Genomic DNA, 21,038 nt, shown 5'->3' with positions numbered 1-21,038 from the left:
ATTTGTAATTAATATTATGGCTGAAGCAAGAATAGATAAATGGATGTGGGCTGTACGTATTTTCAAAACACGTACAATTGCAGCTGAAGCCTGCAAAAAAGGTCGTGTTACCATGAATGGATCACAGATAAAAGCCGCCCGTATGGTAAAACCGGGTGATGTGATACAAGTAAGAAAACCGCCTATCACTTATTCCTTTAAAGTATTACAGACTATCGAAAAACGTGTCGGTGCAAAGCTCGTACCGGAAATGATGGAAAATGTAACAACTCCCGATCAGTATGAATTATTAGAGATGAGCAAGATTAGCGGATTTGTGGATCGTGCCCATGGAACAGGTCGTCCAACAAAGAAAGATCGCCGTAGTCTGGAAGAATTTACAACTCCAGAATTTATGGATAACTTTGATTTTGAATTTGATTTTGATAGTGAAGATTAAACTATCTTCCAAACACAGAATACTAAATCTAAGCAAATATTTACAGGGATAGAATGATTGAAAAAACATTCATCTCTATCCCTGTTATTCACATTTAAAAAACAAATAAGGAGAACAACAACCTCTTCTCTATTTACAAATCAAAACTACAAATTTACTTTCACAGCCTCAATTAATTCCCGATACTCAATATCTGTCAGATAGACTTTACCCGGATTCATTTGGAATGTGCTCCCATAATCCGGTCCGTCTACATATTTCGGAACCAAATGAAAATGTAAATGAGATAACTTATCAGAATAAGCGCCATAATTTATTTTTTCCGGCTGGAAAGCTTTTTGCATAGCAAGAGTTACCCGTACCACATCTGCCATAAAAGCATTACGTTCTTCATCACTCAACTCATTTAAGTCGTTCACATGGTTTTTGTAGGCTACAAGACAACGCCCTCTATAGGTTTGTTCCTTAAATAAAAACACCCTTGACACACTTAACTGCGCAATCTCAATCATTAGATTATGCTGCGTTTCATTATTCTGACAATACAGACATTCTTTCGAATCGCTTTTCATGATATTATTATTTTATGTTTTGACAAAAGTAGCTTTTCAACCTTTATCCTACTTGTTATTTCTCATCTTTTTGATTAATTAATTGGTACACGTCTTCTTTTTCACCAACTACCCATACTACGTCACCTTCCTCAAAAGGCATATTCACGTCTGGTGCCACCAAATTTCCATTCTCCCGTTCCACGCCCACAATCATACACCTATACTTATCCCGAATACCTGACGTGCGAATAGTTTTGTGTAAGAAAATAGAATCAGCATCAATAATAAACTGTTTCAAACTCATTTCACTCTGCTCATATACTTCCCAGTCAATCTTCGCACCATTCTGCATATCTTCACTGAATTTGTTCAGTTCTTCATCCGTCCCTATCACTTGTATTTTATCCAATGGGAATAAACGCTCGACGCCACCGGGAATATTAATTCTTCTCTTTCCCCGAAGGATAGAAGCAACATGGACTCCGTATCTTTTCCCCAAATTCAATTCCATCAAAGTCTTTCCAGCCCAAGATGATTCTCCGGGAATTTCCAAATCGGCAAGATGCAAATCATGAGATAATAAACGTCCGGCATACTCAGGTTTTTTCTCCCCCAAATACTCAGCACGGACCTCTCTGGAGCGCAGATTTTGAAAGAAGCGTCGTTCGATTAAGATCGATTGTTTTTTCAGACGACGTGACCATACCATCAATAATACCACTAATACGGCAGCACCGATTACTAATCCGATGGAAGCCTTGAATAATCCTGATATGACAAAGATGACAAATAATGCCGCTATCATAATTCGGATAACTATTGTAGAGACTAATGGTGCGCGATTTGCCCGACTATCATGCCATAAAGTCATAAATTCTACAGAATGGTTTTTCTTCACCATAATTGCACGCAAAAAAGGTGAAATAAAAAGAATTATAAATGCCGCACCAAGCAATGAAGCCCATAATGGAGGTAAATTCTCTCTAAAGAATGGCACTACAAAACGGAAAGAAAGAGCAATAATAGATATACTGACAATTGAATAAACTACAGTGATTCGTACCATTGCCAATAATAATTTCTTCCAAAGATTCTCATGATTCATTGCCGTCTGAGAACCGTTAGAATAACGTAACAACATCTTCCTCCAGGAAGCGGGAAGATGAGCATCCACAAAAGTAGAAGCCGGTTCTGCCAAACGAATCATATAGGGAGTAAGGAAAGTAGTAATAACAGAAACAGCTACAACTATAGGATACAGAAATTCACTCGTCACATGAAGTGACACTCCTAAAGAAGCGATAATAAAAGCAAACTCACCAATCTGTGTTAAACTAAAACCGCACTGCATAGCTGTCTTCAAAGGTTTTCCGGAAAGGACCACTCCAAATGTGCCAAACGTAGCCTGTCCAAGAATTACGGCAATCGTTATTACTATAATTGGAATGGCATACTCCACAATCATTGCAGGATTCACCATCATACCTACCGACACAAAGAAAATAGCTCCGAAAAGATCTTTCACCGGTTTTACTAAACGATCTATGGATTCAGCTTCAATCGTTTCAGCCAAAATTGACCCCATAATGAATGCCCCAAATGCAGCTGAGAATCCTGTATGAGCAGCCATTACAACCATTCCGAAACAAAGTGCCAAGGACACAATCAATAATGTCTCCTCTCCCATCAATTTCCGGCAACGTTTCAGAAATTCAGGAATCAGGTAGATGCCAACAACAAACCATAAGATGAGAAAGAACAATAATTTACCAATACTTTCGAGCATTTCAGTCCCTTCAAAGTTATGACTTACAGCCATAGTAGAAAGCATCACCATTAATACAATGGCAAGAATATCTTCCAGAATCAAAATACTTAGGACAAGTCCGGTAAACTGTTTTTTTCTTAATCCCAGATCATCAAAGGCTTTATAAATAATTGTAGTAGAGGACATAGCAATCATACCGCCCAAAAACAGGCAATCCATACGATGCCAGCCAAAGCCCATACCGACACCTATGCCCACTAAAATCATGCAAAAGATGATAGTACAAGCAGCAATGATAGCAGAACCTCCTACTTTAACGATTTTTTTAAAACTAAACTCCAATCCGAGTGCAAACAATAAGAAGATAACACCTATATCCGCCCAAATCTTGATGTTAGCAGTATCCATTACCGAAGGCGTATATGGCATATGAGGACTTGCCAGAAAGCCAGCCACTACATACCCCAACACCAAAGGTTGCTTTAACTTTTTGAATAGTAAGGTCATGATACCCGCACAGATTAATATCAGTGCCAGATCAGCTATAAGTGTAGGTAATTGAGACATCGATTTATCTTATTTGCTGACAAAATTAAAATAAATCTATGGTATAAACAACATTTAAGGAGATATTTAGTATTAATGAATATTAGAATGTAAAACAGAATATAGAATCATATACATCAAAATGCAAATGACGCAAATAACAGGCTTTTATATAAATTTCTTAAATCTAATAAATCCGTATCATTTACGTCACCTGCGTCTACTCTTTATTATATCAGCTATAATGTTTATTTTCTAAATGGTGGCTTCACTACTATTGCTTTCAATTTACGTCCACGCATATCAATATAAATTTCGGTTCCGGCTTTACCATATTCCGGTTTTACATATCCCATACCGATACCAATCTTACGGATAGGTGACATCGTTCCGGAAGTTACCACTCCTATCTTCTCTCCCTCTTCATCGATCAATTCATAGCCGTGACGGGGAATTCCACGATCGACCATCTCAAAACCGACCAATTTGCGGGTAACTCCTTCTGCTTTTTGTTTCTCCAACATCGGACGATTGATAAAATCCTTGCCATCCACAAACTTGGTTATCCATCCTAAGCCGGCTTCTATTGGAGAAGTTGTATCGTCCAAATCATTACCATAAAGACAGAATCCCATTTCTAGACGAAGAGTATCACGCGCACCCAACCCCACAGGTTTAATACCTAATTCTTCACCGGCTTCGAAAACAGCTTTCCATATTTTATCAGCTACTTCCGGATAAAAATAAAGTTCGAAACCACCTGCACCGGTATATCCAGTATTGGAAATAATCACATTATCTTCTCCTGCAAATTTACCTACTGCAAAGGTATAGTAAGGTATAGCAGACAAATCAATATCAGTCAGTTTCTGCAAAGCAAGGATAGCCTTTGGACCTTGCACGGCAAGCTGTGCCATGTGGTCCGATGAATTTTCCAATTCTGCTCCTTCCGTGTTATGAGAAACACACCAATTCCAATCCTTTTCAATATTGGCTGCATTCACTACCAACAAGTATTTTTCGGGTTCGTAATGATATACCAACAAGTCATCTACAATTCCTCCTTCCTCGTTTGGAAAACAGGTATATTGTATTTTACCCGGAGTAAGTGTCGCCACATTATTTGAAGTCACTTTCTGAAGAAAAGCCAACGCATGAGGACCTTTCACCCAAAATTCTCCCATATGGGATACATCAAATACACCGATAGCATTGCAAACAGCCAAATGTTCGTCAATGATGCCGGAATATTCGATAGGCATATTATAACCTGCAAATTCATGCATTTTAGCACCAAGTGCAATATGTTTCTCTGTAAACGGAGTGGTTTTCATGGATATTATTTTAAGAATTAGGTATTTTCAATATTCGTATTGATATTTATTTAGAAGCTACCAGTTCGGCTATTTTCACAATAACGCTCATTGCCCTTTCCATATTTCGGATAGGAACAAATTCATAACGTCCGTGGAAATTCAACCCGCCGGCAAAGATATTCGGACAAGGCAAACCTTTGAATGATAATTGCGCTCCATCCGTACCACCACGAATCGGTTTCACATTCGGCTTCACACCAACGGCTTCCATTGCAGCAAATGCGACGTCGATAATATGCATTACAGGTTCAATCTTTTCACGCATATTATAGTATTGATCGCGCAATTCAAGCGTAGCTATACCTTCTCCATATTCCGCATTAATTTGTTCAACCGTACGTTTCATTTCCTTTTTACGGTCTTCAAACTTTTCACGATTGTGATCACGGATAATATAAGTAACAGTTGTCTGCTCCACTTCTCCTTGAATACCTATAAGGTGATAAAATCCTTCGTATCCCGAAGTCTGTTCGGGAACTTCCTGTGAAGGCAACATTGCAATAAATTTGTTGGCAACACGAATAGAGTTGATCATTTTGTTTTTCGCATATCCCGGATGAACATTACGTCCCTTGAAGATTATCTTAGCCGCAGCAGCATTGAAGTTTTCAAATTCAAGCTCTCCTACTTCACCGCCATCCATGGTATAAGCCCATTCGCAACCGAATTTTTCTACATCAAATTTATGAGCTCCTTCACCTATCTCTTCGTCCGGATTGAAACCGATTCGGATCTTCCCGTGCTTGATTTGAGGATGATTTTTCAGGTAAACCATTGCCGATACAATTTCCGCAATGCCTGCTTTATCGTCAGCACCCAACAGAGTCTTACCATTGGTTACAATCAAATCTTCTCCTTTATGATCAAGCAGTTCGGGAAACTGTTCAGGAGAAAGAACAATGTTTTCTTCAGCACAAAGTATAATATCCGAACCATCATATTTTTCTACAATACGTGGAGTCACATCCTTGCCCGTCATATCAGGGCTCGTATCCATATGAGCGATAAATCCGATAGTAGGTACTTTTTTATCCGTATTAGCCGGAAGAGTGGCAAAAAGATAACCATGCTCATCCAACGTAATATCTTCCAATCCCAAAGATTCCAGCTCATCCTTCAAATATTCGGCAAAGATCATTTGTTTGGAAGTGCTGGGAGTAAGACCTGTCGATTCATCAGATTGTGTATCGAAGCTCACATACTTTAAAAATCTGTCTACTAAAGTCATGCTATTTAATTACTAGTTATTAATTACAAATTACAATTTGATAGTTTATAGTGCCGTAAAGGTAAAAAAAGAGCCGTGAATTACAAAGCAATTCACGGCTCTTTTTTATTGTATAATATTCTTTAGAAATGACTACTGCCATCAAAACAATGTGTACAAACTTTGCATTTAGGTAAACCAATAGCCTCAATCAAAGTTTCCAATGTATTGAATTTCAAGGAAGTCAATCCAAAACGTTCTGCAATCACACTCACCATTTTTTCATATTCAGGAGAACCGGTAGTAGCATACTTCTCCAGATTCTTATTCTCATCCCCTTCCATTTCTTTGATAATCCGGCGGGTAATTAGTTCCAACGCATTTTTTGAAGCCGAAAATCCGACAAACGGACAAGCATAAATCAATGGCGGACAAGCAATACGCATATGCACTTCCTTTGCTCCATATTCAAACAAAATCTTCACATTATCACGCAATTGTGTTCCACGGACAATTGAATCGTCACAGAACAGCAAGCGTTTTCCTTGAAGCATCGCACGATTAGGAATCAATTTCATCTTTGCAACTAATGAACGCAACTCCTGATTGCTCGGTGTAAAGCTACGAGGCCAAGTAGGTGTATATTTAGCAATGGCACGATGATAAGGGACACCTTTTCCCTCCGCATACCCCAATGCCATACCGACACCAGAATCGGGAATGCCACAGGCACAATCTACTTCCGACTCGTCCCTTTGTCCCATCTTCATTCCACTTGTAAAACGTACTTCTTCCACATTCTTCCCTTCGTAGCAAGAGGTTGGAAAACCATAGTAAACCCACAGGAACGAACAAATTTGCATTTCTTCATTCGGTTTACGAAGTTGCTCAATGTGATCATCATACATACGTACAATCTCTCCCGGTCCCAAATATTTATCAATCTCATAATCAAGATTGGGAAAGCTGGTGGATTCGCTGGTCGCAGCATAAGCTCCCTCCTTTTTACCAATGACAATCGGAGTACGTCCCCAATAGTCACGGGCAGCAATAATACTTCCGTCTTCTGTGAGAAGAAGCATAGAGCATGATCCCTTTATATGTTTAAATACATTCTCGATACCCTCTGTAAAAGTTCTACCCTGTATAATAAGAAGTGCAATAAGTTCCGTTTGATTGGTATTGCTCGAACTCAATTCAGCAAAGTGCATATTTTTATTGAGTAAGTCGTTTTCCAGTTCCTCGATATTGACTATTTTAGCTACAGTAACAATGGCGAATCGCCCAAGATGAGAATTGATAACGATAGGTTGTGCGTCTGTGTCGCTAATGATGCCGATTCCGGCATTCCCTTTAAACTTGTCAAGTTCTCCTTCAAATTTGGAACGAAAGTAAGTACTCTCCAGATTGTGAATAGAACGGATAAAACCTATCTCTTGACTATAAGTTGCGAGTCCTCCCCGCTTCGTTCCCAAATGTGAATTATAATCTGTGCCGTAGAATAAATCAGTCACACAGCTCGTTTTCGAGACTGTTCCGAAAAAACCTCCCATGTTGTTCTCTTTATTGGTAATGTTTAAAAAAAGATTTTGCAAAATTACAAAAAAGAATCCGTCCGATAAAAAAAGTCTCTGGCAAAGTTTCATTTTTCTTTGCAGTGAACTTATTATACATTCAATTTTATCTAGCAAATTAAGTAATCTTTTTCAGATGCATACAATATTTTTCAAGACATTAGCGTCCAAAATATAAACTATTAACAATCAGTAAATCAGTTATTAATTGATAAGAAATAGGCTATCATCCTCATCAAACAGGTAAATAAAGCTATTCCATTCATAAAGAAATAATATTTTAACTATCATGCAAATTTCAAAATCACTACCTTTGCAGAATCAACCAAAAGTAAAGAATGAAAGAAATACTCTATATATTTATAGGTGGTGGAATTGGAAGCGTACTCCGTTACTTAGGTCAAATAGCCATTAACGAACGAACTTCGGGGATTAGTTTTCCTTTTTCCTGGGGAACATTTTCCGTAAACATCATCGGTTGTTTCTTAATCGGACTTTTCTATTCTTTATCCGAGCGTTGGCAGTTGTCCATGGAAATCCGGTTATTTCTCACTGTTGGTATTTGTGGTGGTTTTACCACCTTTTCCACTTTTTCCAATGATGGATTAAGTTTACTTAGAGGAGAATTTTATGGCACTTTTATACTCTATACATTATTAAGTATAGCTATTGGATTAGTGACTGTAATGGCAGGGGGATATTTAGGGAAACATTTCTAATTTTATAAAGAAACCAATCGTTACCACATGATAAAGAAAAATTGTTCCAAGTCTGTCCGTGTCGTACCTCCCATGCTAGAAGAGCAAAGGCCCTGCACGTACACATTGCAAGAATTACTAAACAAAGAAGAAACCATTTCCGACTTTTTATTCAGTAGGGGTAAAGAAGAAGATATCAACGTATCTCATAAAAGTTTTAAGAACTGTACCTTTCAATATCAATCATTTATTGAATGCCAATTCAATTCCTCGCAACTGACAGACGTACGCTTTGAAAATTGCGACTTATCCAATATCTCCTTTGCCGAAAGTTCCCTTTATCGAGTAGAATTCATTTCCTGCAAATTATTAGGAACCAATTTATCAGGAACAACACTCAATCATGTATTATTGCACGACTGTAATGCCGGTTATATCAATCTTGCTATGAGCAAAATGAATCAGGTTCGTTTCACAAACAGTCTTTTCAGGAGCGGTATTTTCCATGATTGCCGTTTGTCATGCATAGCTTTTGAAAGTTGCGATCTAGTAGAAGCAGATTTTTCGCATACTTCACTCCGGGGAATAGATTTACGTACGTCACGTATCAGCGGATTAACCATAAACATCAGTGATCTCAAAGGGGCCATCATCACCTCCTTACAAGCTATGGATTTACTCCCCTTGTTAGGGGTTATTATCGAAGACTAAGCTTTCACAAAATTCATCGCATCCCATTCAAACAAAAAACATTGTCTCTTTGTTATTAAATAAAGAGGGCTAATGACATTTAGGGAAACAGATCAGGAAGAATACCTATTTATAGTGATTTTCCGCTCCCCGTTAAGTCCGTATTTTTGCAGAAATCTTATTTATAAACAATAGAAACAATGAAAATAGAAAAAATTGTAGCTAGAGAAATTCTCGATTCAAGAGGTAATCCCACAGTAGAAGTTGATGCCGTTTTGGAATCAGGCATTATGGGACGTGCATCCGTTCCGTCAGGTGCTTCCACCGGCGAACACGAAGCATTGGAACTTCGCGATGGTGACAAGAAACGTTATGGTGGCAAGGGAGTACAAAAAGCTGTTGAAAATGTAAATAAAATCATCGCTCCGAAGTTGATCGGTATGTCTTCTCTTAATCAACGAGGCATTGACTATGCAATGTTAGCTTTGGACGGAACTAAAACGAAATCGAAACTCGGTGCTAATGCAATTCTGGGTGTTTCACTTGCCGTAGCAAAAGCTGCTGCCAATTATCTTGACCTTCCTCTCTATCGCTATATCGGTGGTACAAATACTTATGTAATGCCTGTACCGATGATGAACATTATCAACGGTGGTTCGCACAGCGATGCACCTATCGCATTCCAGGAATTCATGATCCGCCCGGTAGGAGCACCTTCTTTCAAAGAAGCATTGAGAATGGGTGCTGAAGTATTTCATGCACTTAAGAAGGTATTGAAAGACCGTGGACTGACTACTGCTGTAGGTGACGAAGGCGGTTTTGCTCCGGAACTGGAAGGAACCGAAGATGCTTTGAATTCTATCATTGCCGCTATTAAAGCAGCCGGATACGAACCGGGTAAAGATGTAATGATCGGAATGGACTGTGCTTCTTCCGAGTTCTATCATGATGGAATTTATGATTATACCAAATTTGAAGGCGAGAAAGGCAAGAAACGTACTGCCGACCAACAAATCGACTATTTAGAAGAGTTGATTAACAAATTCCCTATCGACTCTATCGAAGATGGTATGAGTGAAAACGACTGGGAAGGTTGGAAGAAATTAACAGAACGTATTGGCAACCGTTGCCAGTTGGTAGGTGATGACCTGTTCGTGACGAATGTTGATTTCCTTGCAAAGGGTATCGAAAAAGGATGCGCTAACTCTATTCTGATTAAAGTAAATCAAATCGGTTCACTGACTGAAACTCTGAATGCTATCGAAATGGCTCACCGCCACGGATACACTACCGTTACCTCTCATCGTTCTGGTGAAACAGAAGATTCTACAATTGCTGACATTGCGGTAGCTACCAATAGCGGACAAATCAAAACCGGTTCATTGAGTCGTTCAGACCGTATGGCTAAATACAATCAGTTACTCCGCATTGAAGAGGAACTCGGTGATTTGGCTGTATATGGATATAAAAAAATCTAATTGAATCTTATCCCCCTTACACTCACCCTATTCTTTCTTCTCACAGAAGGACGGGAGTTAAGGGGGATATACATATGAGTTTGAAACACTATTTTTATTATCACTTGTCACTTTTCATTTCTAATCAGTTAGATATCAACGCAATAAAAGTGATAATAGATAGTGATAATACCATGACAATAGACTAAAATTCAAATTCTATTATCACTTTTAATTCTCCGTTTTAATATCAAGAAAGGAGATATTTCACTGCATTCTGACTGACAGGAACTCTTACTTATTATCATTTTATTAAGATACATTACTTAATATGCAAGTGTTTCTCTTATCTAAGCGTTATCTATGAAAATAATAACTTAGTAGAGAAAAACCACTCCCCCAGTTGCAAACTACATTTCCCTTAATAGAAAAACGGTTATTTATTAAGTAAAATCTATAATCGAAGGCTTTGAATATATAATCTGAGTCTTTGATTACATATCCGAAAGCTTTGATTATATAATCAGAACTTGCGGATATAGTTTTTTTCTAATAAAAAACAAATTTACTATCAACAGAGAAGAAGTTTTCTCCCTAAAGTAATAGCATATTATATAAACTCTAATAAGGATATCTTAATAATGGAATACAATAGATTGTCTTTTACTTATGTACTCAAATCACAGACCCACAATACGATATTTGCATTGATTTCCAAATTCCTACTTATTTCACATATCATCTTCAACTTCGATTTACACTTTCCTAAAAGATAAAATACGCTTTTTTTATCCAAAAACTTAACGAATATAAATAAGGAAAGAGAAATTGCAGACATCACACAAGCATTGGGTATCTTTGAACACCACCTATCCAATGTTTTGTATTTATTAAAATCAGAACCAATACCTCCGGAAAATTCAGAATAGAGAACAAAGAAATGGATACAAATGGAAAGTTTAAGAAACATTCCAAACGTATAAAGATAAATAATCTCAAAAAAGAAGCGGGAAATTCAAAAAAAGCCATTGCATTTTTCTGGTTTCCCGCCATCTTACTTCTACCTGAAAAGGTAAATAATCAAAGGATCGAATTGGTATTATAGTAATGAGAAAAGCATCCAGGAATTACCTGAATGCTTTTTTACTTTGAGCCTCTTGTCGGATTCGAACCAACGACCCCGAGATTACAAATCACGTGCTCTGGCCAACTGAGCTAAAGAGGCGGGTGGGTAAGCTTACTATATCGCGCCGCTACAACCAACTACCTTTGCTGCGATCAAGCCCTGGAGGATTCGAAGGGAGCTGGCCGTATAGGACTTACCCGTTTTGCGGTTGCAAAGGTAGATATTTTTATGGATTCTGCAATAGGTATCAATAACTTTTTTCTTTCACCAATCATTAACATACTACCTTTCAAGCAATTAAATCTGCAAAAAAAATATTCAAAGTATGGTTTTTATTGCTTTATTAACTTTAACAACCATATTCCCTACATCAACCGATATTATTTGTACCTTTGTGCACTATTTATAAACAAAGATGACAGAGAACAGAAACTATCTACAAAAATATGCCATGCATTTTGGCACATATATGGGAGTTTATTGGATATTGAAATTCATTTTATTTCCATTGGCTATTCATATCCCATTCCTCTCATTTTTATTCGTCATTCTGACATTAGCCGTACCTATCATAGGATACTATTATACTAAAATGTATCGTGATAAAATATGTGGAGGAAGTATTCAGTTTTCACATGCAGTTCTTTTCTCTATATTTATGTATATGTTCGCCTCACTCTTAGTAGCTGTAGCACATTATGCATATTTTCAGTTTATAGACCATGGCTTTATTATAAACTATTACACGCAACAATGGGAAGAGTTGTTAAAGCAGAATTCTGCCTTAATAGAAAATAAAGAAATTATAATTGCAACAATAGATTCGGTCAAATCATGGTCTGCTATCAATATCACCATGCAACTACTGTCATGGGATGTCTTCTGGGGAAGCATTCTAGCAATTCCCACCGGGTTGATGGTGATGAAAAAAGCTAAACCTGAAAATAATGTACCGTCCCAGTTATAACTTATAATCAATATTTAGTTACTAAGATAAAATGGATATATCAGTAGTAATCCCATTGTTTAACGAAGAAGAATCGCTGCCCGAACTTTATGCATGGATCGAACGTGTAATGAAGGCTAACAGCTTCTCTTTCGAAGTGATTTTCATTAATGATGGAAGCACTGACCATTCTTGGGAAGTGATTGAAAAGCTCAAGTCCCAGTCGGACTGTGTAAAAGGAATTAAGTTCCGCCGTAATTATGGTAAGTCGGCTGCTCTTTTTTGCGGATTTGAAGAAGCAGAGGGCGATGTAGTTATCACAATGGATGCTGACCTTCAAGACAGCCCCGACGAAATCCCGGAACTTTACCGGATGATCATAAAAGACGGTTACGATCTAGTATCCGGCTGGAAACAAAAAAGATATGATCCACTATCAAAAACACTGCCGACCAAACTATTTAATGCTACAGCACGCAAAGTATCCGGAATTAAAAATCTGCATGATTTTAACTGTGGTCTAAAAGCATACCGTAAAGAAGTCGTAAAGAATATCGAAGTATATGGCGAGATGCACCGTTATATCCCGTATCTGGCAAAAAATGCCGGGTTTAATAAAATAGGCGAGAAAGCTGTACATCATCAAGCCCGTAAATATGGCACAACCAAATTCGGATTAAACCGTTTCGTTAATGGATATCTGGATTTGATTTCTCTCTGGTTCCTTTCTAAATTCGGAATAAAACCCATGCACTTTTTCGGTTTACTGGGATCACTGATGTTTTTAGTCGGAATGATTTCTGTTATCATTGTAGGTGTCAGCAAATTATACGCCATGTACAATGGGCTACCCTACCGATTGGTAACTGATTCTCCTTATTTCTATCTATCGCTTACAGCGATGATTATAGGTACCCAACTATTCCTTGCCGGGTTCTTGGGCGAATTAATCTCACGTAATGCGCCAGAGCGGAATAACTATCAAATAGAAAAGAAAGTTTGATTCACACTCCAATAACCGATTATGAAGAATTTAATTCGCATCTTTCTATTATTAATTATTGCCGGTGGTGCTATCAGCATCTACAGTTCATGCTCGGATGAAAATGATTGTTCGTTAGCGGGACGCCCTATGATGTATTGCACACTTTACACGATTAATCCGGATACCAGAGAAATGCAGAATGACACACTCGATTCATTGACTATCACTGCTGCCGGAACCGATTCTATCATTCTCAACAACGAAAAAAAAGTGCATACTTTGATGCTTCCGTTGCGTTATACAAATGATTCTACCATATTCATCTTCCATTACGACCCCAAACGTCAGCCTAAAAATGTTGATACAATCTATATTGTGCAACAAAACACTCCTTATTTTCAGTCAATGGAATGTGGTTATATGATGAAACAGAACATTCTCAGTGCCAAATTCGGCAAACCGGGAAGACCTTCCCAACCTGACCGTATAGATTCTCTATATTTACGAAACAAAGAAGCCAATACAAATGAAATTCAGAACTTGCAGATATTCTATAAATATCGTGACCGCACGCCTACGATTGAGTAGTCTGCTTCTGCTCTTTTGTATCGGACTCCCGATAGCGGCACAACAACGCAATCCAAATCCGACACCTCAGAAAAGTCAGAAGCAACAGAAAAAAGAAGAGGCCGCTAAAGTCGATACCATTCCGTTATACAACGGAACATATATTGGTATGGATTTATATGGCATCGGAAGCAAAGTTCTTGGAGGCGACTTTTTGAGTTCTGAAGTCAGTATCGGAGTAAATCTTAAAAATAAATTTATCCCGACTATAGAATTTGGTATGGGAGGAACAGATACATGGAACGAGACAGGAATACATTATAAAAGTAAAATGTCTCCTTTTTTTCGCATTGGGGTAGACTATAACACGATGGCTAAAAAAAAGGAGAAGAACAGTTATCTGTATGCCGGTCTTCGCTATGCATTCAGTTCCTTCAAATATGATGTATCGACTATGCCTTTCCACGATCCGATCTGGGGAGACAACATCAGTAATCCTAGTCTAGAGGATGGCTATTGGGGAGGAAGTGTTCCTTTTGACCATCCGGGCATGAAAGCCTCCGTTCAATGGATCGAAATTGTATTAGGTGTGAAAGTACGTATTTATAAGAATTTTAATATGGGCTGGTCTGTACGTATGAAGTACAAAACAAGTGCTTCTACAGGAGAATTTGGTAATCCTTGGTATGTGCCCGGCTATGGAAAATTCAAATCAAATAATATGGGAATCACTTATTCCCTCATTTACAAACTACCTCTTTAAATAACAATGACAGGACTAGAGATTTGGCTGCTTGCAATAGGTTTAGCGATGGATTGTTTCGCTGTTTCGATTGCAAGTGGTATTATTTTAAAACGTACCCAATGGAAGCCGATGTTGATCATGGCCTTTGCCTTCGGCTTCTTTCAGGCTTTCATGCCTTTTATTGGTTGGATGTGTGCCAATACATTCAGCCATTTGATAGAAAGTGTAGACCACTGGATAGCTTTTGCTATTCTGGCTTTTCTTGGCGGACGAATGGTGTTTGAATCCTTTAAAGAAGAAGGATGTAGAGAAGAATCAAATCCGGCAAGCCTAAAAGTAGTGCTTACGATGGCAATAGCAACAAGCATCGACGCATTGGCAATCGGTGTCTCATTCGCTTTTTTGGGAATAAAAGATTATAGAGCTATCCTCTCCCCTATTCTTATCATTGGATTTGTATCGTTTGTCATGTCTCTTGTCGGACTAATCTTTGGCATCCGGTGTGGTTGTGGTTGTGCACGAAAATTAAAAGCCGAACGATGGGGTGGAATCATTCTTATTATTATCGGAATAAAAATATTGATCGAACATATATACCTTTAGTAGAAGTAAAGCGTACCTAGATTAAATAGAAAAACGTATGAAAACAAAAAAAAGTTTCATTTGGCTGGCATTCCTGATTTTGGCTACGATTTGGATATTGACCAGACGTAACCAGCAGTCAGACTATAATAGTATTACCGGATTGGTATTCGGTACTGTATATCACATCACTTATCAATATGAGGGTGATTTAAAACCGGAGATTGAAGCAGAATTAAAACGTTTCGATTTTTCTTTATCTCCATTTAATGACAGTTCAGTGATCAGCCGGGTCAATCATAACGAAGAATTAGTGACAGATACTTTTTTTCAGAAATGCTTCAATCGTTCCATGGAAATCTCCCGCGAGACTAAAGGTGCATTTGATATTACAATAGCTCCTCTTGCAAATGCCTGGGGATTCGGTTTTAAAAAAGGTACTTTCCCGGATTCATTAATGATAGACAGTTTATTGCAAATCACAGGTTATGAGAAAGTGAAACTGGTAGACGGTAAAGTAGTTAAAGACGATTCGCGTATCATGTTAAGTTGCAGTGCCGTAGCCAAAGGATATTCTGTAGATGTGGTAGCACATTTCCTTGACAGAAAAGGCATCAAGAATTATATGGTAGATATCGGTGGGGAAGTTGTTGTAAAAGGCAAGAATCCCAAAGATGGATTATGGCGTATCGGAATAAACAAACCTATTGACGATTCTCTGTCCAGACAACAAGATATACAGACGATAATGGAGCTGACGGATGTTGGGCTGGCGACTTCGGGAAACTATCGCAATTATTATTATAAGGATGGCAAAAAATATGCTCATACCATTGATCCTAGAACAGGATACCCTGTGCAGCACAGCATTCTATCTTCTACGGTGATAGCTAAAGATTGCATGACAGCCGATGCACTTGCCACTGCTTTCATGGTAATGGGGCTGGAAGAAGCCGAGAAATTCTGCAAAGCTGATCCTAGGATAGATGCTTACTTTATTTATAGTGGAAAAGATGGAGAGTTTAAAACCTACTTCACGGAAGGAATGAAGAAGTATATAAAAGAAACCAAATGAAATAAAGAGTATCATAGATTAAACAAATTATCAATATAAAACTTTTAGACGCTGATAACGCGGATTTTTAAGATTAAATTTATTATCTAAATTCTTAAAATCCGCGTTATCAGCGTCATCTGCGTCTAAAAAATAGTAATCATAAGCTTTTGACACATCTTTAATTTTACTTAAATGCCCCCCGTTATACCTCAACAGAGTCTACACCCGAAAATCATCAAAAACTATTTCATAAATACAAAATACACTGCCGCAATCAAACAGACAAATGCCGCCAGATGATTCCAATGCAATGCTTCCCCTTTGAAAAGTACAGTAGTAAATATTGTAAAAATGATAAGAGTGATCACTTCCTGAATTACTTTCAACTGCATCAAAGAAAACGGTCCACCGTTGCCTATAAAACCGATCCGATTCGCCGGAATTTGACAGGCATATTCAGCAAGTGCAATAAACCATGAGAACAAAATGACTGTATAGAGGGGCCAATTCGAAATAATTTTCATTTCCTGCAATTTCAAATGTCCATACCAGGCAAATGTCATAAAAACATTAGAGATGATCAGTAATAAAATGGTGTAAGTTGCTTTCATAACGAAAAAGTTATATTAATCTGTTTAATCCGGTAATAATTCTTCTTGTACATTTGTCATGCTCCCCCAAATACTATATCGAGCCTCCGGATTCATTTTTTCCAATTGCCGCAAAATCCCCTTCATATCACTTCGGCTGGATTCTGATTCATAAGGGCAGTTCTTGACCTGCTTCCTATAATTATGAAGAGTAGCCAATTCTATTAAATCGGATTCATGTATCATACACATGGGACGAATAATTGTCATATCAAACTTCTTCATCACCAAACGGGGTGGCATAGTACTAAATGCTCCCTGATAAGTGATATTCATCAAAAGAGTCTCAAGAATATCATCCATATGATGTCCTAAAGCTATTTTATTGCAACCTTGCTCTTTGGCAATGGTAAACAAAGCTTTCCTGCGGTTCCAGGAACAGAGAAAACAAGGAGACTTACGTGTATCTGTGGCAGGATCGAAAGCTGTCTCATATTCTACAAAAGGCACTCCATAAGCTTCACAATGTGCTTTTAAATATTCAATATCACTTTTATAAGGAATATTCGTCATTACAATATGAGCAGCCACAACCGAGAAACGTGGTTTATAGATACGGGCACGTTTACCCAACAGTTCGATAAGTGCCAATGAGTCTTTTCCACCCGACAGTCCGATTAGGATTTTATCCCCTTCTTCTATCAGGTTATATTGCACCATTCCTTTATTAAAACGCCGTTCTATACGACGAATTATCTTCTCCTCTTCCGTAAATTGTGTCATAACTTCAAAAATCGGCTGCAAAAGTAAACGAAAAGAATGATTTAAAGAAGAATTAACATAATAGATTCTCTAAAAAAGAGTTTATTTCTAATAAATTTGTATTTTTGAACAGTTGATGGATTATTGAGTAACTGACATATAATTGTCTTCAAAGAATCCATCATTCAATAACGATAAAAATGATGAAAAGAAAATATATTCTACTTTTAATTTGCAGTTCTTTCCTTAGTGGAATCTATGCGCAAACAATAGAACAAGCTCGTGCCTTATATACTAAAGGTAATTATGAGGAAGCCAAACCAGTTTTTAAGAAATTCGCCAAATCACAACCTTCTAATGGAAATTATAACTTTTGGTATGGAGTCTGTTGCTTGAAAACCGGAGAGGCCGAAGAAGCAATCCCATATTTGGAAACTGCTGTCAAAAAACGTATTACTAGCGGACAACTTTATTTGGGACAGGCTTATAATGAAAGCTATCGTTTTGAAGATGCAGTAAACTGCTTTGAAGAGTATATTGAAGAATTAAGTAAACGCAAGAAATCGACAGAAGACATCGAAGCACTTTTAGAAAAGAGCAGATCTGACCTACGTATGCTAAAAGGTGTTGAGGAAGTATGTATTATCGACAGTTTTGTTGTGGATAAAACCAACTTTCTATCAACATACAAAATCAGTGAAGAGTCCGGTAAATTATTCACTTTCAATGAATTCTTTCAAACTGAAGGAAAGCATCCGGGAACTGTATACGAGACTGAAATAGGGAATAAAATCTATTACAGCGAACAGGCAGGAAATGGGCATCTGGATATCTTTTCGAAAAATAAGCTCGCCAATGAATGGAGTAATGGACGACCGTTGCCCGGTAGCATTAACGAATCCGGGAACACCAATTATCCTTTCGTGTTGGCAGATGGTCTCACCATCTATTATGCCACAGACGGTGAAGGATTGGGGGGATATGATATTTTCGTCACTCGCTACAACACTAATACCGATACTTACCTGACTCCGGAAAATGTAGGTATGCCATTCAACTCTCCTTACAATGATTATATGTATGTTATTGATGAATACAATAACTTGGGATGGTTTGCTTCCGACCGCTTCCAACCGGAAGGTAAAGTTTGTATTTACGTATTTATTCCGAACTCTTCCAAAAAAACATATAATTATGAAGCCATGGATTCACAACAAATTATCCGCCTGGCTCGAATTAATTCGCTAAAGGAGACTTGGAAAGATAAAAATGAAGTTAATGAAGCATTGCAACGACTACAAGAGGTTATTAGTCATAAACCTCAGGAACACCGGAAAATAGATTTCGAGTTTGTCATTGATGACAACACGACGTATTATCTTCTGAGCGACTTTAAGTCTTCTAAAGCTAAACAGCTTTTCCAACGTTACCAACAACTTGAAAAAGATTATTTGCAGCAGGAAGACAAACTGGAAAGCCAACGCCAGCAATATGCACAAGCAAGTAAACAAGAAAAAGATAAGATAGCTCCGGCAATCCTCGACTTGGAGAAAAGAGTACTACAAATGTCGGGAGAATTGGAGACGGTTGCGATAAGTATTCGAAATGCAGAAAAAACAAACTCTAAATAACACAGAATTATGGATATACTGATTATCAGCGTCCTTATTATTGCCGCAGTAATACTATTTTTAGTAGAACTGTTTGTGATCCCGGGTATCAGTTTGGCAGGTATTTCCGCACTTGTCTGCATACTCTATGCTAACTACTATGCATTTGCTAATTTAGGTATGACAGGTGGAGTTATTACTTTAGGAATATCGGCAGTAACTTGTATCGGATCTCTAGTTTGGTTCATGCGCTCGAAGGTTCTGGATAAACTGGCATTGAAAAAAGATATCGATTCGACTGTAGACCGTAGTGCGGAAAAAAGAATTAAAGTGGGTGCCACAGGAATCAGTACCACTCGACTGGCACAAATCGGTTATGCAGATATTGACGGCAATATTGTAGAAGTAAAATCAATCGACGGTTTTCTCAACGAGAAAACTCCGATCATCGTCATTAGGATTAGTGACGGTACAATTATGGTTGAAAAACTGAAAAATTAAATATTCACTTTAATAAAAACTATCAATGGACACATCCTTTTATTTACCTATCTTGCTGATAGTCGGAGGTATTATCTTCCTGATAATATTTTTCCACTATGTGCCGTTTTTCCTATGGCTGTCGGCTAAAGTATCCGGGGTTAATATCTCGCTGATACAATTATTTTTAATGCGTATCCGTAACGTCCCTCCTCATATTCTCGTTCCGGTAATGATCGAAGCCCATAAAGCGGGACTGAAGAATATTACCCGTGACGAATTGGAGGCTCACTATCTGGCAGGTGGACATGTAGAAAGAGTAGTTCATGCCTTAGTATCCGCATCAAAAGCCAATATAGAATTGACTTTTCAAATGTCCACAGCTATTGACTTGGCAGGACGTGACGTCTTCGAAGCTGTACAAATGTCTGTAAATCCAAAGGTCATTGACACTCCTCCTGTTACAGCAGTTTCCAAAGACGGTATCCAGTTAATTGCAAAAGCACGTGTAACAGTGCGTGCCAATATCCGGCAATTAGTCGGTGGTGCCGGTGAAGATACGATTCTTGCTCGTGTAGGTGAAGGTATTGTTTCCTCTATCGGTTCTTCCGAAAGTCACAAATCAGTGCTCGAAAATCCGGATTCTATTTCTAAACTCGTACTTCGTAAAGGCTTGGATGCTGGTACTGCCTTCGAAATTCTATCTATTGATATCGCTGATATTGATATAGGTAAGAATATCGGTGCAGCTCTGCAAATTGACCAAGCAAATGCTGACAAGAATATTGCACAGGCAAAAGCAGAAGAGCGTCGCGCTATGGCTGTCGCTTCCGAACAAGAAATGAAAGCTAAAGCTCAGGAAGCTCGTGCTAAAGTTATTGAGGCAGAAGCCGAAGTACCGAAAGCAATGGCTGAAGCTTTCCGTAGTGGTAATTTAGGAATCATGGATTATTACCGGATGAAAAATATCGAAGCAGATACTTCCATGCGCGAAAATATTGCTAAACCGACCACCAACGGCAACACAAATCAGCCATTGAGTAAATAAAAAAACTGAGGCTGACTAAAAAAGGAGGAACTTTCTACCATAATAACTATTGCAGATAGCTGTAGCAAAGGTAAAATTGATTTTTCATATTTTTTAGTCAGCCCCATCAAAACCCTCTGTTGATATCTTAACAAAACTTTTTCCGACTAGAATTGTTCTTATTTGAAATAACACAGGTAAAAGTTTTACTAGATTATAAATCAAAACTTTGAAGGTATTACAGAAGTCCTT

Annotated in this window: 20 protein-coding genes and 1 tRNA gene; 13 read left to right on the top strand and 8 right to left on the bottom strand. The window is 38.0% G+C overall.

Features of this window, described 5'->3' with window-relative positions:
- Positions 1-16: 16 nt before the first annotated feature.
- Positions 17-439, top strand: a complete 423-nt coding sequence (locus PHO71_RS05665) for an RNA-binding S4 domain-containing protein (protein ID WP_300200178.1) — start codon at positions 17-19, stop codon at positions 437-439.
- A 146-nt stretch (positions 440-585) separates the two neighbouring features.
- On the opposite strand, the gene PHO71_RS05660 is transcribed toward PHO71_RS05665, so the two are convergent.
- The 5 genes from PHO71_RS05660 to PHO71_RS05640 form a co-directional block, all read right to left on the bottom strand.
- The gene (locus tag PHO71_RS05660) at positions 586-1,011 is read right to left on the bottom strand and encodes an HIT family protein (RefSeq protein WP_300200176.1); all 426 of its coding nucleotides are present in this window, start codon (positions 1,009-1,011) and stop codon (positions 586-588) included.
- 55 nt (positions 1,012-1,066) lie between these two features.
- Entirely contained in the window at positions 1,067-3,328 is a 2,262-nt protein-coding gene (locus tag PHO71_RS05655; protein WP_300200173.1) for a cation:proton antiporter, read from the bottom strand.
- A gap of 227 nt (positions 3,329-3,555) precedes the next feature.
- A complete protein-coding gene (gene gcvT, locus PHO71_RS05650) occupies positions 3,556-4,641 on the bottom strand; it encodes a glycine cleavage system aminomethyltransferase GcvT (protein ID WP_300200171.1) in 1,086 nt (361 codons plus the stop codon).
- A gap of 46 nt (positions 4,642-4,687) precedes the next feature.
- Positions 4,688-5,911 carry a peptidase T gene (pepT, locus tag PHO71_RS05645; RefSeq protein WP_300200168.1) on the bottom strand — a complete coding sequence of 408 codons (1,224 nt, stop codon included), beginning with the start codon at positions 5,909-5,911 and terminating at the stop codon, positions 4,688-4,690.
- A 122-nt stretch (positions 5,912-6,033) separates the two neighbouring features.
- On the bottom strand, positions 6,034-7,443 hold the full coding sequence (locus PHO71_RS05640; RefSeq protein ID WP_300200165.1) for an amidophosphoribosyltransferase: 1,410 nt from the start codon (positions 7,441-7,443) through the stop codon (positions 6,034-6,036).
- A gap of 359 nt (positions 7,444-7,802) precedes the next feature.
- Between PHO71_RS05640 and crcB the strand changes: the two genes are divergently transcribed.
- The 3 genes from crcB to eno all read left to right on the top strand — a co-directional run bounded on the left by crcB (position 7,803) and on the right by eno (position 10,330).
- The gene (crcB, locus tag PHO71_RS05635) at positions 7,803-8,183 is read left to right on the top strand and encodes a fluoride efflux transporter CrcB (protein ID WP_300200162.1); all 381 of its coding nucleotides are present in this window, start codon (positions 7,803-7,805) and stop codon (positions 8,181-8,183) included.
- A 27-nt stretch (positions 8,184-8,210) separates the two neighbouring features.
- The gene (locus PHO71_RS05630; protein WP_300200159.1) at positions 8,211-8,873 is read left to right on the top strand and encodes a pentapeptide repeat-containing protein; all 663 of its coding nucleotides are present in this window, start codon (positions 8,211-8,213) and stop codon (positions 8,871-8,873) included.
- A gap of 179 nt (positions 8,874-9,052) precedes the next feature.
- Positions 9,053-10,330 carry a phosphopyruvate hydratase gene (eno, locus tag PHO71_RS05625; protein WP_300200156.1) on the top strand — a complete coding sequence of 426 codons (1,278 nt, stop codon included), beginning with the start codon at positions 9,053-9,055 and terminating at the stop codon, positions 10,328-10,330.
- Between the two features lie 1,130 nt (positions 10,331-11,460).
- Here eno and PHO71_RS05620 read toward each other — a convergent pair.
- Positions 11,461-11,534: transfer RNA gene (locus tag PHO71_RS05620), tRNA-Thr, on the bottom strand.
- A 316-nt stretch (positions 11,535-11,850) separates the two neighbouring features.
- Here PHO71_RS05620 and PHO71_RS05615 point away from each other — a divergent pair.
- The 6 genes from PHO71_RS05615 to PHO71_RS05590 are packed head-to-tail and all read left to right on the top strand — an operon-like array spanning position 11,851 to position 16,335.
- Positions 11,851-12,402 (top strand): DUF4199 domain-containing protein, encoded by a 552-nt coding sequence (locus tag PHO71_RS05615; RefSeq protein ID WP_300200153.1) that lies wholly within the window; start codon positions 11,851-11,853, stop codon positions 12,400-12,402.
- A gap of 31 nt (positions 12,403-12,433) precedes the next feature.
- Complete coding sequence (locus PHO71_RS05610; protein WP_300200150.1) at positions 12,434-13,384, top strand: glycosyltransferase family 2 protein; 951 nt, start codon at positions 12,434-12,436, stop codon at positions 13,382-13,384.
- A gap of 21 nt (positions 13,385-13,405) precedes the next feature.
- The gene (locus tag PHO71_RS05605; protein WP_300200147.1) at positions 13,406-13,954 is read left to right on the top strand and encodes a DUF6452 family protein; all 549 of its coding nucleotides are present in this window, start codon (positions 13,406-13,408) and stop codon (positions 13,952-13,954) included.
- A complete protein-coding gene (locus tag PHO71_RS05600; RefSeq protein ID WP_300200144.1) occupies positions 13,893-14,696 on the top strand; it encodes a DUF6048 family protein in 804 nt (267 codons plus the stop codon). The genes PHO71_RS05605 and PHO71_RS05600 overlap by 62 nt, the downstream gene beginning before the upstream one ends.
- A 6-nt stretch (positions 14,697-14,702) precedes the next feature.
- The gene (locus tag PHO71_RS05595; RefSeq protein WP_300200142.1) at positions 14,703-15,281 is read left to right on the top strand and encodes a manganese efflux pump MntP family protein; all 579 of its coding nucleotides are present in this window, start codon (positions 14,703-14,705) and stop codon (positions 15,279-15,281) included.
- A gap of 37 nt (positions 15,282-15,318) precedes the next feature.
- The gene (locus tag PHO71_RS05590; RefSeq protein ID WP_300200140.1) at positions 15,319-16,335 is read left to right on the top strand and encodes an FAD:protein FMN transferase; all 1,017 of its coding nucleotides are present in this window, start codon (positions 15,319-15,321) and stop codon (positions 16,333-16,335) included.
- 224 nt (positions 16,336-16,559) lie between these two features.
- On the opposite strand, the gene PHO71_RS05585 is transcribed toward PHO71_RS05590, so the two are convergent.
- Complete coding sequence (locus tag PHO71_RS05585) at positions 16,560-16,928, bottom strand: DMT family protein (protein WP_300200137.1); 369 nt, start codon at positions 16,926-16,928, stop codon at positions 16,560-16,562.
- Positions 16,929-16,952: 24 nt separating this feature from the next.
- Positions 16,953-17,690: an ATP-binding protein gene (locus PHO71_RS05580; protein WP_300200135.1), complete on the bottom strand. Its 738-nt coding sequence runs from the start codon at positions 17,688-17,690 to the stop codon at positions 16,953-16,955.
- Between the two features lie 182 nt (positions 17,691-17,872).
- Here PHO71_RS05580 and PHO71_RS05575 point away from each other — a divergent pair, with 182 nt between their 5' ends.
- From PHO71_RS05575 to floA, 3 genes are read left to right on the top strand one after another with little or no spacing between them, the layout of a single operon-like run.
- Positions 17,873-19,300, top strand: a complete 1,428-nt coding sequence (locus PHO71_RS05575) for a tetratricopeptide repeat protein (RefSeq protein WP_300200506.1) — start codon at positions 17,873-17,875, stop codon at positions 19,298-19,300.
- A gap of 9 nt (positions 19,301-19,309) precedes the next feature.
- Positions 19,310-19,780 (top strand): NfeD family protein, encoded by a 471-nt coding sequence (locus PHO71_RS05570; RefSeq protein ID WP_300200133.1) that lies wholly within the window; start codon positions 19,310-19,312, stop codon positions 19,778-19,780.
- Positions 19,781-19,805: 25 nt separating this feature from the next.
- On the top strand, positions 19,806-20,807 hold the full coding sequence (floA, locus tag PHO71_RS05565; RefSeq protein ID WP_300200130.1) for a flotillin-like protein FloA: 1,002 nt from the start codon (positions 19,806-19,808) through the stop codon (positions 20,805-20,807).
- The last annotated feature ends 231 nt before the right edge of the window (positions 20,808-21,038 follow it).

Source organism: Bacteroides sp. (genome assembly GCF_028690125.1).
Classification (GTDB): Bacteria; Bacteroidota; Bacteroidia; order Bacteroidales; family Bacteroidaceae; genus Bacteroides.
This window is presented reverse-complemented; position numbering and strand designations above follow the sequence as displayed.

Excerpts from the sequence above, each read along its gene's own strand:
- crcB (WP_300200162.1), top strand. The coding sequence starts at position 7,803 with ATGAAAGAAATACTCTATATATTTATAGGTGGTGGAATTGGAAGCGTA.
- PHO71_RS05595 (WP_300200142.1), top strand. The coding sequence starts at position 14,703 with ATGACAGGACTAGAGATTTGGCTGCTTGCAATAGGTTTAGCGATGGAT.
- PHO71_RS05655 (WP_300200173.1), bottom strand. The coding sequence starts at position 3,328 with ATGTCTCAATTACCTACACTTATAGCTGATCTGGCACTGATATTAATC.
- PHO71_RS05615 (WP_300200153.1), top strand. The coding sequence starts at position 11,851 with ATGACAGAGAACAGAAACTATCTACAAAAATATGCCATGCATTTTGGC.
- eno (WP_300200156.1), top strand. The coding sequence starts at position 9,053 with ATGAAAATAGAAAAAATTGTAGCTAGAGAAATTCTCGATTCAAGAGGT.
- PHO71_RS05630 (WP_300200159.1), top strand. The coding sequence starts at position 8,211 with ATGATAAAGAAAAATTGTTCCAAGTCTGTCCGTGTCGTACCTCCCATG.
- PHO71_RS05660 (WP_300200176.1), bottom strand. The coding sequence starts at position 1,011 with ATGAAAAGCGATTCGAAAGAATGTCTGTATTGTCAGAATAATGAAACG.
- PHO71_RS05580 (WP_300200135.1), bottom strand. The coding sequence starts at position 17,690 with ATGACACAATTTACGGAAGAGGAGAAGATAATTCGTCGTATAGAACGG.
- PHO71_RS05610 (WP_300200150.1), top strand. The coding sequence starts at position 12,434 with ATGGATATATCAGTAGTAATCCCATTGTTTAACGAAGAAGAATCGCTG.
- PHO71_RS05605 (WP_300200147.1), top strand. The coding sequence starts at position 13,406 with ATGAAGAATTTAATTCGCATCTTTCTATTATTAATTATTGCCGGTGGT.
- PHO71_RS05570 (WP_300200133.1), top strand. The coding sequence starts at position 19,310 with ATGGATATACTGATTATCAGCGTCCTTATTATTGCCGCAGTAATACTA.
- gcvT (WP_300200171.1), bottom strand. The coding sequence starts at position 4,641 with ATGAAAACCACTCCGTTTACAGAGAAACATATTGCACTTGGTGCTAAA.
- PHO71_RS05665 (WP_300200178.1), top strand. The coding sequence starts at position 17 with ATGGCTGAAGCAAGAATAGATAAATGGATGTGGGCTGTACGTATTTTC.
- pepT (WP_300200168.1), bottom strand. The coding sequence starts at position 5,911 with ATGACTTTAGTAGACAGATTTTTAAAGTATGTGAGCTTCGATACACAA.
- PHO71_RS05640 (WP_300200165.1), bottom strand. The coding sequence starts at position 7,443 with ATGGGAGGTTTTTTCGGAACAGTCTCGAAAACGAGCTGTGTGACTGAT.
- PHO71_RS05575 (WP_300200506.1), top strand. The coding sequence starts at position 17,873 with ATGAAAAGAAAATATATTCTACTTTTAATTTGCAGTTCTTTCCTTAGT.
- PHO71_RS05600 (WP_300200144.1), top strand. The coding sequence starts at position 13,893 with ATGAAATTCAGAACTTGCAGATATTCTATAAATATCGTGACCGCACGC.
- floA (WP_300200130.1), top strand. The coding sequence starts at position 19,806 with ATGGACACATCCTTTTATTTACCTATCTTGCTGATAGTCGGAGGTATT.
- PHO71_RS05585 (WP_300200137.1), bottom strand. The coding sequence starts at position 16,928 with ATGAAAGCAACTTACACCATTTTATTACTGATCATCTCTAATGTTTTT.
- PHO71_RS05590 (WP_300200140.1), top strand. The coding sequence starts at position 15,319 with ATGAAAACAAAAAAAAGTTTCATTTGGCTGGCATTCCTGATTTTGGCT.